The 15365-nt window shown below is 72.9% G+C and carries 11 protein-coding genes; 3 read left to right on the top strand and 8 right to left on the bottom strand.

From position 1 onward, the window contains the following. Nucleotides 1-28: 28 nt before the first annotated feature. The 7 genes from ACZ619_RS23260 to ACZ619_RS23230 form a co-directional block, all read right to left on the bottom strand. Nucleotides 29-2692, bottom strand: coding sequence for an ATP-binding protein (locus tag ACZ619_RS23260; RefSeq protein WP_469601988.1), 2664 nt, complete (start codon nucleotides 2690-2692; stop codon nucleotides 29-31). A gap of 132 nt (nucleotides 2693-2824) precedes the next feature. Continuing rightward, entirely contained in the window at nucleotides 2825-3724 is a 900-nt protein-coding gene (locus tag ACZ619_RS23255) for a universal stress protein (RefSeq protein ID WP_469601985.1), read from the bottom strand. Nucleotides 3725-3925: 201 nt separating this feature from the next. After that, the gene (locus ACZ619_RS23250; RefSeq protein WP_469601982.1) at nucleotides 3926-4168 is read right to left on the bottom strand and encodes a DUF397 domain-containing protein; all 243 of its coding nucleotides are present in this window, start codon (nucleotides 4166-4168) and stop codon (nucleotides 3926-3928) included. Nucleotides 4169-4250: 82 nt separating this feature from the next. Then, a complete protein-coding gene (locus ACZ619_RS23245; protein ID WP_469601979.1) occupies nucleotides 4251-5417 on the bottom strand; it encodes a thiolase domain-containing protein in 1167 nt (388 codons plus the stop codon). Beyond that, on the bottom strand, nucleotides 5414-6460 hold the full coding sequence (locus tag ACZ619_RS23240; protein ID WP_469601976.1) for a thiolase domain-containing protein: 1047 nt from the start codon (nucleotides 6458-6460) through the stop codon (nucleotides 5414-5416). Before ACZ619_RS23240 ends, ACZ619_RS23245 begins: the two co-directional genes overlap by 4 nt. Then, nucleotides 6460-7401 (bottom strand): Zn-ribbon domain-containing OB-fold protein, encoded by a 942-nt coding sequence (locus ACZ619_RS23235; protein ID WP_469601973.1) that lies wholly within the window; start codon nucleotides 7399-7401, stop codon nucleotides 6460-6462. Before ACZ619_RS23235 ends, ACZ619_RS23240 begins: the two co-directional genes overlap by 1 nt. 130 nt (nucleotides 7402-7531) lie before the next feature. Beyond that, entirely contained in the window at nucleotides 7532-8332 is an 801-nt protein-coding gene (locus ACZ619_RS23230; RefSeq protein WP_469601970.1) for a crotonase/enoyl-CoA hydratase family protein, read from the bottom strand. 187 nt (nucleotides 8333-8519) lie between these two features. On the opposite strand from ACZ619_RS23230, the gene ACZ619_RS23225 reads away from it, so the two are divergent. From ACZ619_RS23225 to ACZ619_RS23215, 3 genes are all read left to right on the top strand, one after another. Beyond that, complete coding sequence (locus ACZ619_RS23225; RefSeq protein WP_469601967.1) at nucleotides 8520-10133, top strand: acyl-CoA synthetase; 1614 nt, start codon at nucleotides 8520-8522, stop codon at nucleotides 10131-10133. A 705-nt stretch (nucleotides 10134-10838) separates the two neighbouring features. Then, a complete protein-coding gene (locus tag ACZ619_RS23220; RefSeq protein ID WP_469602284.1) occupies nucleotides 10839-12695 on the top strand; it encodes a sulfatase in 1857 nt (618 codons plus the stop codon). Nucleotides 12696-12804: 109 nt separating this feature from the next. Continuing rightward, a complete protein-coding gene (locus tag ACZ619_RS23215) occupies nucleotides 12805-14511 on the top strand; it encodes an alkaline phosphatase family protein (RefSeq protein ID WP_469601965.1) in 1707 nt (568 codons plus the stop codon). Nucleotide 14512: 1 nt separating this feature from the next. Here ACZ619_RS23215 and ACZ619_RS23210 read toward each other — a convergent pair whose 3' ends face one another. After that, on the bottom strand, nucleotides 14513-15232 hold the full coding sequence (locus tag ACZ619_RS23210) for a class I SAM-dependent DNA methyltransferase (RefSeq protein WP_469601962.1): 720 nt from the start codon (nucleotides 15230-15232) through the stop codon (nucleotides 14513-14515). Nucleotides 15233-15365: the final 133 nt, after the last annotated feature.

The following is a 15365-nucleotide window of genomic DNA, read 5'->3' as shown; positions in this document are numbered from 1 at the left end:
CACCCCAGGGCGGCACCGGCCGCGCCCGCTACAGGGGCGCCCTCTCCGTCGTCGCCAGTGCGGCCCGCGCCCGGTCGGCCAGGCCGTCCGCTCCGCACTGCTCGGCGGTCTTCAGGCCCCTGCGGAGGTGGTCGGCGCTGCCGGTCCCGGTGCCCAGGGCGACCAGTGCGAAGGCCAGTTCACAGGCCGCCGGGGAGCGCTCCAGGTGAGCCACCGCGTCCTCCAGGTACCGGACGCGCGCCTCGCCCGTGGTGACGTCCGCCGCCGTGCGCAGAGCCTGGCCGATCGCCGACGGGGCGCCGAACTGGCGGGCCCGGGAGACCGCCTCCAGGGCCGTGGCCAGCGCCCGCTCGGGCGTGTCGGCAGCTTCGGCGCGGGCCAGGTGGAGCTGCCAGGGGCACCAGGCGGGGTTGCGGATGCCGCGTGGTTCGAGGCGGCGGCCCGCCGCGGTCAGCTCGGCCGCGGCTGCCTTGGTGAGACCGCGGGCGAGGAGCAGCTCGCCGTAGACCGTCTGGGCGTCGGGGAAGACCACGGCCGCGGGGAACGGTTCCCGGAAGGAGTGGTCCTCGGCGATCCGGGTGGCCTCCTCGGTACGGCCGCGGGCGAGGAGCGTCTGGATGAGGGTGCCCAGGGCGTACCAGTGGGCGGGGGTGCCGGGTCCGACGCGCTCCGCGAGGCGCAGGCCGGAGCGGGCGAGGTCCTCCGCCTCGGTGAGCCGGCCGCACCGGTAGCGGACGTATCCGAGGAGGGTGTAGGCGAAGGAGAGGTGGGCGCCGCGCCAGCCCTGGCGTTCGAAGTCGGCGGTGCCGGCGGCGAACAGTTCCTCCGTGCGGTCGGGCCGGTCGGCGTACATGAAGGCGAGCGAGACCAGGACGGGCACCTCGAAGCCCCGGTCGGCCTCGGCCCAGCCGAGGCCGCCGGCGAGGGCGCGTTCGGCGTGGCGGAGGGCGACGTCGGCGCCTTCTCCGCGCTGGATCGCGTCCCAGGTGCGCAGCCCGATGATGTACCGCTCGGTGAGGTCGCGGCCCTGGAGCCGGTCGGCGAGCCTGGCCAGGCGCCGGGAGCGGGAGGGGTGGTCGGGTTCGTCGGCGCGGAAGGCGTCCCACATGAACTGTTCGGAGAGCATCCGCAGCCGGACCCTGGCGTCGCCGGTCACCCGGATCTCGCGGGCGAGGGTCTCGGAGGCCTCGGCGAGGCGGTCGCTGTGGGCGAGGACCTGGGAGAGCCGGTAGACGATGTGGTGGCGCAGGGCGGGCTCGGCGATGGGCTCCTGGAGGGCCGCGCGGAGGTGGTTGACGGTGGTGGCGGGTTCGGTGAGCAGGGAGGCGCTGCCGAGTTCGTGGAGGACGGCGGCGCGGTCCTTGGCGTCCGGGGGTTCGCGCAGGGCGCGGGCGAGGTAGCTGCGGGCGGTGTCGGGGGCGCCGGCCCGGAGGGTCTCGCCGGCGGCGGCGCGCAGTTGCCGCACGACCCAGGTGTCGCCCTCGGGGTGGGTCTCCAGGAGGTGGCGGGCGGCGGCGGTGGCGCCCTGTCCGTCGTCGGTCACGCACCAGGCGGCCTGGCCGTGCAGGGCGACGCGGGTGGCGGGCGGGATGGCCCGGTAGACGGCGGTGGCGATCAGCGGGTGGACGAACTCCAGGGTGTCGGCGCCGGTGAGGACGCGGGCGCCGCGCAGGGCGTCGGCGGCGTCGGCGGCCTCCTCGTGGCCGAGGCCGGCGACGGCGGCGGCGAGCGCCGGATGGATCTCGGTGCCGAGGACGGCGCAGGCCCAGGCGAACCGGACGGCGGAGGGGCCGAGGCGCTCCAGGCGGGCGATCAGTCCGCTGCCCTTGACGGCGGCGGCGAGGTCGCGGAGCAGGGGTGCGCCGGCCTCGGTGGGGTCCAGGCCCCGGTCGTGGACCTTGGCGGTCAGTTCGACGATCTCGAAGGGGTTGCCGGAGGTCACGGCCCAGGACTCGTGGCAGAAGGCGTCGTCGGCGTGGTCGCCGAGGCGCTCGCGCACCAGGCCGGCCACGGCGTCGGCGCTGAGCGGTTCGAGGCCGTGCGGGCGGCCCCCGGCCCGGCCGGGCAGCCGGCGGAACGAGTCGGCGTGGCCGGGGAGTTCGTCGGGCCGGTAGGCGACGACGACGAGCAGCGGGAGTTGCTCGGCCCGGGGTGCGAACGCGGCCAGCCAGCCGAGGGATTCGGGGTCGGCCCAGTGGGCGTCGTCGAGAACGAGAACCATGGGGGCGCGGCGCACGGCGAGGTGGGTGAGGACCCAGTCGAGGCCGTCGCGCAGGCCCTGCTGGTCGGGCGGGGCGCCCTCGGTCGGGGCGCACAGGCCGAGGGCGGGGCCGACGATGTCGTACCAACTGCCCAGTGAGGCGCGGAGTTCGGCCTCGGGTGCACCGGCGAGGCGGGGTTGCAGGAGCTGGCGGGCGACGTGGAAGGCGACGCGCTGCTCCTGCTCGCCGCCGCGGGCGGACAGGACGGTGCAGCCCTGGGCGGCGGCGCGGCGGCGGACCTCGGCGAGGAGCGTGGTCTTGCCGAACCCGGCGCGGCCCGCGAAGGCGAGCAGCGCGCCCAGCGACCGGTCGGCCGGTGCCGCGCCGTCCGTGCCCAGGCCGGCCAGCTCGGCCAACGCCTCGTCGACGGCGGCGAGTTCGCTCTCGCGTTCGTAGATCGTCCGTCGGTTCCGCAGAACCCGCTGTCCCATGACCCACCCCCCGCCACGGCCGGACACCGGCGCGGGGAGCCGGCACGCGCCGTGGCATGCAGGCAGCTCAGCGTACGCCCCACGGCTGTGACCCGCTCCCTACTGACGGCTACTGGTCGAAGGGACTTGACATCACTCCTCGGAGGGGGATGGGGGCACCACCGCGATGGGGCTCGCCGCGTGCAGCAGGACGGCGTGGGTGACGGAGCCCAGCATGCGGGCGGGTGCGAGCAGGCGTCGGCGGTGCCGGCCGACGACGACCAGGTCGGCGTCCGCGGACGCGCCGACCAGGCTGCCGGCCGCGTCGCCGGGCACCGCGAGGACCTCGGCTCGCACGTTCGGGTGATCCTTGAGGTAGGGGGCCAGAAATCCCTCGGCGAGGGTCCTCGTCTCCGCCTCGACCTCGTTCGGGTCGACGGCCGGCGGGACGAGTTCCCCGGCGGCGGCCCAGGAGTGCACCGGCCAGGGGTAGGCGGCGACGGCCTGGAGCAGGGCCCCGCGCGCGGCGGCCTCCGCGAAGGCGAGGGCGAGGGTGGCGTCGTCGGGGCTGTCCACGTCGATGCCGACCACGACCCGTGGCCCGGGCCCGGCCGGCAGTTCCTCCCGTACCTCGCGTCCCGGCCCGGGTACGACGACCACCGGGCAGGGGGCGTCGCGTGCGGCGGCCATGCCGTTGGAGCCGAGCAGCAGGCTCGCGAAGCCGCCGCGGCCGCGCGAGCCGAGCACCAGCAGCTGCGCGTCGGAGCCCAGTTCGGGCAGCAACGCGCTCGGGGCGCCCTCCAGGGCGACGTACTCGGCGGGCGGTGCGCCGGCGGCGTCCAGCCGGCCGCGGACCTCGTCGAGGACGGGATCGCCCCCGGTGTCGGGCCCGCCGGCGACCAGGACGTCGGGCTGTCCCCAGGCGGCGTACTGGCGTACGTGCACCACCCGCAGCGTGGCGTCCCGTCGCCGGGCGGCGTCGGCGGCCCAGTCCAGGGCGCGCAGGCTGTCGTCCGAACCGTCCACCGCGGCGATGACCGGCGCAGTGCTCATCGTTGCTCACCTCCGGAATGCGACCATCCCTTGCGGGGCCAGCCTCCACCGGGCGGCGGCCCCGGAAGGGCGCTGCTGGTCACGTGTCCGGAAATCCCCGGGGAACACCCCCCGGTTCGCCCTTCGCCGGGGAACCGGCTGAACCGGCTGAACCGGCTGAACCGGCTGAACCGGCTGAACCGGAGGGAAGCACCGAGGTGCTCAGGTCAGATCGAACTCGCCCTCCCGCGCCCCCGACACGAAGGCTCCCCATTCGGCGGGGGTGAAGATCAGGGAAGGGCTCTCCGCGCGGCCGCTGTTGCGCATCGCGATGAATCCCTCGACAAAAGCGATCTGGACATCCCCCAGGCCCCGGCTGCTGGACTGCCACTCGGCCTCGCTGAGGTCCAGCTCCGGCTTGTCCCAGCCCAGTACCGACTGCTGCTGGATGGTGCTCTCGGCCACGTCCGTGCTCCTCCCGATTCGTCGTCCGCGGCCAGCCTAGCTTTCGGTCACGGCGGTCAACAGGCCACGTGAGCGGGTCCTTTCAGGAGTCCGGGGCGGTGGCGCCGACGAGCCACATCGAGAAGAACTGGGAGCCGCCGCCGTAGGCGTGTCCCAGTACCCTGCGGGCGCCGTCCACCTGGTGTTCTCCGGCCTGGCCGCGCACCTGGAGGGCCGCCTCGGCGAACCGGATCATGCCGGAGGCGCCGATCGGGTTGGTGGACAGGACCCCGCCGGACATGTTGACGGGGAGGTCCCCGTCGAGTTCCGTGACACCCGATTCGGTGAGTTTCCAGCCCTCGCCCTCCTCGGCGAAGCCGAGGTTCTCCAGCCACATGGGCTCGTACCAGGAGAACGGCACGTACATCTCGACGGCGTCGATGTCCCGGCGCGGGTCGGCGATCCCGGCCTGCCGGTACACGTCGGCCGCGCAGTCCTTCCCGGCCTGCGGCGACACGGCGTCCTTGCCGGCGAACAGGGTGGGTTCGCTGCGCATGGCGCCGCCCAGCATCCAGGCCGGCGGCCTCGGGGAGCGGGCGGCCCCGGCGCGGTCGGTGAGGACCATGGCGCAGGCTCCGTCGGAGGAGGGGCAGGTCTCCGAGTAGCGGATGGGGTCCCACAGCATGGGCGACGCCTGGACCTTCTCCAGGGTGATGTCGTGCTCGTGGAGATGGGCGTAGGGGTTCTTCAGCGCGTTGCGCCGGTCCTTGTAGGCGACGAGCGAGCCGACGGTGTCCGGGGCGCCGCTGCGCCGCATGTAGGCCCGCACGTGGGGGGCGAAGAAGCCGCCGGCGCCGGCCAGCAGCGGCTGCTGGAAGGGGATCGGCAGGGAGAGCCCCCACATGGCGTTGGACTCGGACTGTTTTTCGAAGGCGAGGGTCAGCACGGTGGAGTGGACGCGGGCGGCCACGAGGTTCGCGGCGACCAGGGTGGTGGAGCCGCCCACCGAGCCCGCGGTGTGGACCCGCAGCATGGGTTTGCCCACCGCCCCCAGGGCGTCGGCCAGGTAGAGCTCCGGCATCATCACGCCCTCGAAGAAGTCGGGCGCCTTGCCGATGACGACGGCGTCGACGTCGGCCCAGTCCAGTCCGGCGTCGTCGAGCGCGCGCCGGGCGGCCTCCCGGACGAGCCCCGCGATGGACACGTCCCGCCGGGCCGCCACGTGCTTGGTCTGGCCGATCCCTACGACGGCCACGGGCTCCTTGCTCATCGCGGATCCCCTTCGAGTACGGCGACCAGGTTCTGTTGCAGACAGGGTCCGGAGGTGGCGTGGGCGAGGGCCCGGTCGGACTCGCCCCGGTGGATGCGGGCGGCGGCCTCGCCGATGCGGATGAGCCCGGCGGCCATGATCGGATGTGCGGCCAGCGCCCCGCCGGACGGGTTCACCCGTACCTCGTCGCCGAGCCGCAGGGCCTTGCGGAGCACGACCTCCTGCGAGCTGAACGGAGCGTGCAACTCGGCGGTGTCGACGGGACGTTCGAAGGCGCCGGCCTTCTCGGCGGCGAGCCTCGCGGACGGCGAGTCGGTCAGGTCGCGGACCCCGAGGCCGTGCGCCTCGATGCGGTGGTCGATGCCCCGGATCCAGGCGGGCCGCTCGCACAGCTCCCGGGCCCGGTCCCCCGCCGCGAGGACGACGGCGGCGGCCCCGTCCCCGATCGGCGGGCAGTCCCCGGTGCGCAGGGGTTGCACGAGGTACTCCCCCTGGGCGACCGGACCCCTGAGCTGCGCGTGGGAGTTGTCCGCGGCGTCGGCGCGGCTGCGGGCGCCCACGGCGGCCAGCGCGGGCTCGTCGGTGTCCCCCGCGTCGATGAGCGCCCGGGCCTGGAGGGCGGCCAGGGCGACGGAGTCGGGCCACAGGGGCGCGACGTAGTAGGGGTCGAGCTGGCGGGTCAGCACGTCCCGCACCGAGCCGGGCGAGGACTTGCCGTAGGAGTAGACGAGCGCGGTGTCCGCGTCCCCGGTGAGCAGCTTGGTCCACGCCTCGTACAGCGCCCAGGCGCCGTCCATCTCGACGTGCGACTCGGAGATCGGAGGCCAGGCGCCGACGCCGTCCAGGGCGAGGGTGAAGGAGAAGGCCCGGCCGGCCAGGTAGTCGCTGGAGCCGGAGCAGGTGAAGCCGATGTCGGCGGTGCGCAGACCGGTCTGTCCGAGGACCTCGTGCAGCACCGGCATGAGCATCTCCACCTCGGAGAGCTCCTCGCTGGTGCGCCGGTGGTCGGTCTGCGCGAAGGCGACCAGTGCTATGTCACGCATCACAGCAGCTCCTTGTACGTGTCGTAGTCCGCGTCCGGTTCGCCGGTGGGACGGTAGTGGTCGGGGTAGCGGGCCCCGTCGGTCCACACCGGTTCGACCCTGAGGCCCATCCGCACCTGGTCGTAGGGGATGCCGCCGATCCGTCCGTGCAGGGCGAGGCCGGCGCCGTCGAGGGCGATGTGCGCGTAGACGTACGGCACCTCGATGTCGAGGTTCCTCGCCTTGATGTTGACGATGCAGAACGTGGTGACCGTGCCCCCGGGCCCCACCTCGACCGGTTCCGACGTGGCGACCCCGCAGGTGGGACAGGCGCCCCTCGGCGGGACGTACACCTTCCGGCAGCCGGGGCAGCGTTCGCCGAAGATCCGCCGCGACGAGAGCGCGTCGATGTACGCGGACTGGGCCCGGCCCGGCGAGTACGTGTAGTCGAGGCGGGCGTGGGCGACGATGCCGTGGACGGCGTCCTCGAAGGCGCCGTCGTGCCCGCCGGGTTCGGCCGCCGCGCCGTCGTACGGCTCGAAGCAGGCGATGTCGGTGATGGCCCCGGACCGCTCCTCGGCCCAGCGGACCCGGACCCGCATGCCGCTGTGCACGGCGTCGGGGCCGGGTGCGTCGAGCGCGTGCAGCAGGGCGGTGTCGGCGCCGTCGAGCCGGACCAGGACCCAGGCGAAGGGGGTGTCCAGGGGCTGCCCGCGGCGGGGTTCGTGGTTCCAGGCCCAGGTGGTGACCGTGCCGGTCGGGGCGACCTCGACCAGGTCGCGGATCTCCTCGGCGGTGACGGGGTCGTACTCGACGGGCGGGACGAGGGTGCGGCCGTCGCCGGTCCTCACCCCGAGGACGACGCGTTCGCGCAGCCCGGTGAGAAAGGCGCTCTGGACCGGCCCGAGGGAACGGGTGAAGGGGAACTCGACGACGAGGGGGGCTCTGAGGACTTCGGGCATCGGGGCTGCCTCCTTGGGAAGGTCGGTGTGCGGGGCCCCTTCCGGGGCGCGGGGCTGCGGCATGTGCGGCTCCGCCGCGAGTGCGCGACCAGCCGGCGCACGGCCCGCAGCATCGAACGCACCTCGAAACTCACGCGCGCTTGTAGTCGGGCACCCGCTTCTCCGCGAAGGCGCGGGCCCCTTCCTTCGCGTCGGCCGTGTCGAAGATCGGCCACCCCCGCTTCAGCTCGGCGGCCAGCCCGTCGTTCTCCGTCAGCTCCGCGGACTCGTACACCGACGCCTTGACCGCCTCGACCGCCAGCGGCCCGCACGCGTTGATCCGCTCGGCGATCTCCAGCGCCTTGTCGAGCGCGCCGCCGTCCGGGACGACATGGCCGACGAGCCCGATGTCCGCGGCCTCGCGCGCGGTGTACGGCCGTCCGGTCAGCAGCATCTCCAGCGCGTGGGTGCGCGGGATCTGGCGTTGCAGCCGGACGGTGGAGCCGCCGATCGGGAAGAGCCCGCGCCTGACCTCGAAGAGGCCGAACGTCGCGGACTCGCCCGCGACCCGGATGTCGGTGCCCTGGAGGATCTCGGTGCCGCCCGCGACGCAGTACCCCTCGACGGCGGCGATCACCGGTTTGCGCGGGCGATGGTGGCGCAGCATCGCCTTCCAGTGCAGATCCGGGTCGGCCTTCAGCCGGTCGCGCAGGTGCTCGCCGGCCATGCCCTGGCCGGCCAGCGCCTTGAGGTCCATCCCGGCGCAGAACGCGCCGCCGGCCCCGGTGAGCACGATCGAGCGGACGCCGTCGTCCTCGTCGGCCTCGATCCAGCCGTCGTACAGACCGACGAGCATGGAGATCGAGAGCGCGTTCTTCGCCTCGGGCCTGTTGAGCGTGAGCACCAGTGTGGCGCCCTCGCGCCGCACGGTGAGGTGTTCCGTCCCACCCATGGACCGTCTCCCCTCTGAAAGAACGAGAACAGGTTGCAGTAGCGAGGGAGCCACTTCAAGGGTTTTCTGACAGACAGTCAGATTTCTTCGCGCGGACCCTTCCCACTTGCCGCGCCCTTTGCTCTGATGACCGGCGAACCGACAAGTGCGCCTTTCTTCGCCATGGTTGCCGGGGTCAGGAGGAGCGGTGGAGTACAACCTTGCCGATCTGTTCGAGTCGGTCGTCGACGTGGCCGCGGACCGCGAGGCACTCGTGTACCTCGACCACCCCGGCACGGGTGCGGAGCGCCGGCTGACGTACGCCGAACTGGACGCGGCCGCCAACCGCATCGGGCACCACCTGATCGACAGCGGGATCCGCCCGGGCGAGCATCTCGGGCTGCACCTCTACAACGGGGTGGAGTACCTCCAGACGGTGCTGGCCTGCCTCAAGGCGCGGGTCGTACCGGTCAACGTCAACTACCGCTATGTCGAGGAGGAGTTGGTCTACCTCTACCAGGACGCCGACCTGGTCGCGCTGGTCTTCGACGCGGAGTTCGACGAGCGGGTGGCGGCGGCGCTGCCACGGACGCCGAAGCTGCGGCACCTGGTACGGGTGGGCGAGCCGACGGACGCGGGACCCGACGCCCTCGCCTTCACGGAGGCCGAGGCCGCGGGGTCGCCCGAGCGGGGCTTCCCCGCGCGTTCGGCGGACGACCAGTTCATCATCTACACCGGCGGCACGACCGGGATGCCCAAGGGCGTGATGTGGCGCCAGGAGGACCTGTTCTTCGCCGGGCTGGGCGGCGGGGCGCCGACCGGCGAGTCGGTGAAGCGGCCGGAGGAACTGGCGGAGCGGGTCGCGGCGGGCGGCACCGGGATCACCTTCTTCCCCACTCCCCCGCTGATGCACGGCACGTCCACGCTCACCTCCTTCATCGGCTTCAACTTCGGGCAACGGGTGGTGATCCACCGCAAGTTCGTGCCGGAGGAGGTGCTGCGGACGGTCGAGCGGGAGAAGGTCACCAGCATGTCGCTGGTCGGCGACGCGATGCTGCGCCCGCTGATCGACGCCCTCAGGGGGCCGATGAAGGGGACCGACTGCTCCTCCATGTTCAGCGTCTCCTCGTCGGGCGCGATCCTGTCCGAGACCGTGCGCCGCCAGTTCAGCGAACTCGTCCCCAACACCGTGCTGCTGAACAACTTCGGGTCCTCCGAGTCCGGTTTCAACGGCACGGCGACCAACGACTCCGGCGCGGGCAGCGAGTTCCGGGTCCGGGTGAACTCCCGTACGCAGGTGGTCGATCCGGCCACCCACGAGCCGGTCGCGGTGGGCGAGATCGGCCGGGTGGCGCAGAGCGGCCATGTCCCGCTCGGCTACTACAACGACCCGCGCAAGACCGCCGAGACGTTCTTCGAGAAGGACGGCCGGCGCTGGGTGCTGCTCGGCGACATGGGGACGGTCGACGAGGACGGCGTCGTCACCGTCCTCGGCCGGGGTTCGCAGTGCATCAACACCGGTGGCGAGAAGGTGTATCCGGAGGAGGTCGAACAGGCCCTCAAGTCGCATCCGGACGTGTACGACGCGCTGGTGGCCGGGGTGCCGGACGCGAAGTGGGGCAACCATGTGGCCGCCGTGGTGCAGCTGCGCGAGGGGGCGCCGCGGCCCTCCCTGGAGGACGTCCAGTCGTACTGCCGCACCCATCTGGCCGGGTACAAGATCCCGCGCCAGTTGGTGATCGCGGAGTCCATACGCCGCTCGCCGAGCGGCAAGGCGGACTACCGGTGGGCGCGGGAGGTGGCGGTCGCGGCGGACCGCTGACGGCACCGGTGCGGGCGGGGGCGGGGACCGGGCGTACTCTTTGCGCGCGGTTGACCCGGGCGGTTGAACGTGGGGTTACACGGAGCCGTACGCGAGGTAGGCGGTCGTGACCTGCGGGTCCGGTCCGCCATGCCATCACCGGGCTTCGCACGGAAGGACGTACGGGTGTCGCACCTCACGCCCCCTCGCCAGCAACTGGACACGGACGCGGACGCGCCTGCCCCGGACCAGCTGGAGGAGGCATCACCCACACCGGCCGAACCCGCCCCCGAACAGCGCGCGAAGCCCGAGCCCGAGCCTGATCCGAACCCCGAGGCGAGGACGAGGACGGATGCGGCCCCCGAGCCCGAACACGAGCCCGCGGACGAGGTCGAGGCCGAATCCGCACGCGGAACCAAGGCCGAGACCGAGCCCGAGGCCGCAACGGCGAAGGCCGAGATAACTCCCCAGGCCGGGGCCGGACATGAGCCCGCCGACGAACCGGAGACCGAGGCTGAGGCTGAGGCCGCCGACGCCACCGACAACGAGCCGGCGGCTGCGGCCGGGCCCGGAGCCAAGGACGGACCGGACGCCGAGGCCGAAGCCGAGGCGGCGAAGACGGAGGCGGCTCCCCGGGCCGAGACCGCACACGAGACCGAGCCGGAGGCCAAGCCGAAAGCCGAAGCCGAAACCGGGGCCGAGCACGAACCCGAGGCCGGGGCCGGCGTGACCGGTGACGGTGAGGCGGGTGCGGGGGCCGAGCAGTCCTCCGAGCAGTCCTCCGATCCGGCCGGCGGCGAGGAGCCCACCGGCTCCGAGGCCACCAACGAGCCCTCCCCCGCCGAGAAGGAGACCGGGACCGATCCCGCCGCCGAGCCCTCCCCCACCGACGAGACGACCGGGAACGACCCCGCCGCCGAGCCCTCCCGCCGTGGATGGTTCCGGCGGCGTCGGCTGTCTCCGCGGGCCGCGGCCGTCGTGCGGGTGGGCACGACCGTCCTGGCCGCCGTGTTCGTGCTGGAGGCGATCCTCGTACCCAACCGCCTGGACCGGATGGTGCTCCAGGACTTCTTCCGGGTCCCCGTCGAGGCGCTGTTCCTGGCGGTCGTCCTGCTCGCGCTGCCGTCGAGGGCGCGGCGGATCACGGCCGTCGTCACGGGGTCGCTGCTCGGTCTGTCCACCGTCCTCAAGGGCGTCGACATGGGCTTCTACCAGACCCTGGCCCGGCCCTTCGACCTGGTCTTCGACTGGGTGCTGCTGACCGACGCGGCGGACTGGGTGAAGGACTCCTTCGGTCACTCGGGCGAGGTCCTCGCGGTGATCGGCGTGATCGTCCTGATGGTCGCCGTGCTGGTGCTGAGCGCGCTCGCGATGGTGCGGCTGGCGAACGTGCTGGCCGCCCACCGTGCCGTGGCGGTACGCACCACGCTCGTCCTCGGCGTCGTGTGGATCACCTGCTTCACACTGAGCGTGCAGTTCGCCGGGGTCCCGTTCGCCACCAAGGGCTACAGCCAGTACCTGGCCAACAGGGTGCAGTACGTCCGTGACGGACTCGGCGACGCCGACGTCTTCAAGAAGCAGCTCGCCGTCGACGCGTACGCCGGCACGCCGTCGGACCAGCTGCTGACCGGACTCCGCGGCAAGGACGTGCTGTTCACCTTCATCGAGAGCTACGGCCGGGTGGCGATCGACGATCCGTCGATGGCGCCGGAGATGGACGCGACGCTGGCGGAGGGCACCGCCCGGCTCAAGGCGGCCGGGTTCGCGGCGCAGAGCGGCTGGCTCAGGTCGCCCGTCACGGGCGCCGGCAGCTGGCTCGCGCACTCGACGTTCCTGTCCGGTCTGTGGGTCAAGAACCAGCAGCGGTACCGGGCCCTGACGACCAGCGACCACGCGACCCTCACCAGCTACTTCCAGAAGACCGGCGCCTGGCGCACGGTCGGTATCGTCCCGGGCGTGCGCGCGGCCTGGCCCGAGGGCAAGTACTTCGGCCTGGACCACATCTACGACTCCACCCACCTCGGCTACGAGGGTCCGTACTTCAGCTGGACCCCGGTGCCGGACCAGTTCAGCCTGGAGGCCTTCCAGAAGCTGGAGCACGGGAAGAAGAACCGCGACCCGATCATGGCGGAGATCATCCTGGCCTCCAGCCACAACCCCTGGTCCCCGATCGCCCACATCATCGACTGGAAGGACCTCGGGAACGGCAAGATCTTCTACAAGATCAAGGAGGAAGGCACCAACCCCACGGAGGTCTGGAAGAGCGCGAAGCGCGTGCGGACCGAGTACCGCAAGGCGATCCAGTACTCCGTGGACAGCCTGACGCAGTGGGTCCAGCGGTACGGCGACGACAACACCGTCCTCGTCTTCCTCGGCGACCACCAGCCCGTCCCGACGGTCACGGGCGGCGGCAACACCAGCAGGGACGTGCCGATCACCATCGTCGCCCGTGACCCGAAGGTCCTGGAGCGGGTCTCCGGGTGGGGCTGGACGGACGGCCTGAAGCCCGCGGACGACGCTCCGGAGTGGGCGATGAACCAGTTCCGCGACCGCTTCCTGAAGGCGTTCGGGCCGCAGGGCTGAGCCCGCCCGGCCCTGCCGGGCCCCGGGCGGGCCCGCCCGGAGCCGCCCGGGGCCGCCCGAGCCCGTCCGGATGTCCTTCCGATCCGTGGTCACACTGTGTGCATACGATATGCATCGATCATGCACACAGTGTCACGACGACCGAACGGAAGGACCTCCGGTGTCGCACCCCACGCCCGCCCGGCCGCGGCGGTGTCCGCGTGCCGCCCGGACCACGGCGGTGGGGACGACGCTCCTCGCCGCCGCTCTGCTGCTGGCCTCGCTGCTGCTGCCGAACCACCTCGACGAGCTGAGGCCCAGGTCGTTCCTGCGGCTCCCGGCCGAGGGCATCGTGCTGGCGGCCGTGCTGCTGGTGCTGCCCGCGTGGGCGCGGCGCGTCACGGCGGTGGCGGCGGGCTCGGGGCTCGGGCTGCTGACGCTGGTGAAGTGCCTGGACATGGGCTTCTACTCGGTGCTTGAGCGGCCGTTCGACCTGGTGCTGGACTGGATCCTGCTGGACGACGCGGCGGACTACGTGCGCGAGTCGTTCGGCCGGACCAGCGAGGTGCTCGCGATCGCCGGAGCCGTGCTGCTGGTCGTGGCGGTCCTCGCGCTGACCACGCTGGCCACGGTGCGGCTCGCCGACCGGATGGCACGCCGGCGCCCGCCCGCGGGCCGTACCGCGCTGGTGCTGGCCGTCGTCTGGGTCACCTGCGCCACCTTCGGCCTCCGGGTCGACGGCGCGCCCGTCGCCTCGACACTGGACGCCCGACTGGTCGACGAGCGGGTCCACGCGGTCCGTGCCGGTCTGGCGGACGCGCGGGTGTTCCGGGCGGAGGCCGCCGTCGACGACTTCGCGCGAACCCCGCCGGACCGGCTGCTGACGGGGCTGCGCGGCAAGGACGTGCTGTTCACCTTCGTCGAGAGCTACGGCCGTACGGCGATCGAGGACCCGGCGATGGCCCGGCAGGTCGGCGCCGTCCTCGCCCGCGGCACGGCCTCTCTCGGGGCGGCCGGGTTCGGGGCGCGCAGCGGGTGGCTGCGCTCCCCGGTGCTGGGGGCGGGCAGCTGGATGTGCCACGCCACGCTGCTGTCCGGCCTGTGGATCGACAACCAGCAGCGCTACCGCAACCTCGTCTCCGGCGACCGGATGACCCTCAACCGGTACTTCCGCAGGACCGGCGCCTGGGACACGGTCGGGGTCGTGCCGGGTGTCCGCCGTGCCTGGCCGGAGGCCGGGTTCTTCGGCCTCGACCGCAGCTACGACGCCACGCACCTCGGCTACCGCGGCCCCTACTTCAGCTGGACCCCGGTGCCCGACCAGTTCACCCTGGAGGCCTTCCGGAAGCTGGAGTTCGGGAGGAAGGACCGGCGCCCCCTGATGGCGGAGATCGTCCTCGCCTCCAGCCACCAGCCCTGGGCACCGCTCCCCCGCATGATCGGCTGGCGGGACCTGGGCGACGGCTCGGTGTTCGGGCCGATCGCGAAGGCGGGCAAGGACCCGGCGGAGGTCTGGAAGGACACGGAGGCGGTGCGCACCGAGTACCGGAGGTCCGTCGAGTACTCGCTGCACAGCCTGATCGACTTCATGCGGCGCTACGCCGGCGAGAACACGGTCCTGGTCTTCCTCGGCGACCACCAGCCGCGCCCCGAGGTCGTCGCGGGCAGCCCCCGCAGGGACGTCCCGGTGACGATCGTCGCCCATGACCCGAAGGTCCTGGACCGGGTGGCCGGCTGGGACTGGACGCCGGGCCTCAGGCCGGCCGGTGACGCCCCGGTCTGGGCGATGAGCCGGTTCCGCGACCGCTTCCTGAGGGCGTTCGGGCCGCGCGGCTGAGTCAGCCGTCCCGGGCGGGCTTGCTCACCCTGAACGCGAACTGCCCGCAGAACGTGAGCTTGCGCAGGTTCACCAGGGCCGTCCGGCGGCCGCCCTTGCGCGCCCAGGTGTCGATCTCCGAGTTGAGCGGCGACTCCTCGCTCCAGAACCGGCCGTACTCCCGCTTCCGCGAGCCGTGGTAGGTGCGCATGATCAGCGTGACGCCGTCGAGCGAGGGCCGGATCTCCTCCAGGGCGAGCCCGGCCTCCTCGACCAGCACCCGGAATCCGTACGGCGTGTAGTTCCACAGGCTGAAGGAGTGGTACGGCTCGAACTGGGAGGTGCTGCCGATGAACAGCCCGCCCGGGCGCAGCACCCGGCCCACCTCGGCGAGCAGTTCCCGTGGCCGGGCGACGTGTTCGAAGACCTGGTGCGAGTAGACCAGCGGCACGGCGTCGGAGCGGAACGGAAGGTTGACGCCGTCGTAGTGGACGACGTGGTCGTCCCCGGGGCGGCGCTGGGCGGCCTCCGGGGAGTCGCGGATGTCCACTCCGACCCAGCGCACGGCGGGGTCGTGGCCGCGGAAGAGCCCGGCCGAGGTGCCGCGCCCGCACCCGAGGTCGACGACCCGGTCCGGTGCACCGGGCGAGGTCATGGCCTCGTCGAGGTAGTAGCGGGATGTGACCTGGCGAGCGTGGTCGTCAGGGATGCAGTCCTGCATGAGGTCCCACAGGGTCGACATGGGCCCACGCTACGGAGGTGTCGTCCCCCCGGCCAGGCGCGGGCGGGCGTTCGGGACGGCCGTCATCCCTTGGGGCGAACGGCACGCGCCGGACGGCGGGAAGCCGCCGCGGTGCTCCTCGGGCGGACCTGGT

It is taken from the genome of Streptomyces sp. NPDC104367 (assembly GCF_055583825.1).
Note: the sequence above shows the minus strand (reverse complement) of the source record. Positions and strands in the feature narration are given on the sequence as shown.

Coding starts and splice junctions, on each gene's coding strand:
- ACZ619_RS23260 (WP_469601988.1), bottom strand. CDS start 2,692: ATGGGACAGCGGGTTCTGCGGAACCGACGGACGATCTACGAACGCGAG.
- ACZ619_RS23255 (WP_469601985.1), bottom strand. CDS start 3,724: ATGAGCACTGCGCCGGTCATCGCCGCGGTGGACGGTTCGGACGACAGC.
- ACZ619_RS23245 (WP_469601979.1), bottom strand. CDS start 5,417: ATGAGCAAGGAGCCCGTGGCCGTCGTAGGGATCGGCCAGACCAAGCAC.
- ACZ619_RS23240 (WP_469601976.1), bottom strand. CDS start 6,460: ATGCGTGACATAGCACTGGTCGCCTTCGCGCAGACCGACCACCGGCGC.
- ACZ619_RS23235 (WP_469601973.1), bottom strand. CDS start 7,401: ATGCCCGAAGTCCTCAGAGCCCCCCTCGTCGTCGAGTTCCCCTTCACC.
- ACZ619_RS23230 (WP_469601970.1), bottom strand. CDS start 8,332: ATGGGTGGGACGGAACACCTCACCGTGCGGCGCGAGGGCGCCACACTG.
- ACZ619_RS23215 (WP_469601965.1), top strand. CDS start 12,805: ATGCATCGATCATGCACACAGTGTCACGACGACCGAACGGAAGGACCT.
- ACZ619_RS23210 (WP_469601962.1), bottom strand. CDS start 15,232: ATGTCGACCCTGTGGGACCTCATGCAGGACTGCATCCCTGACGACCAC.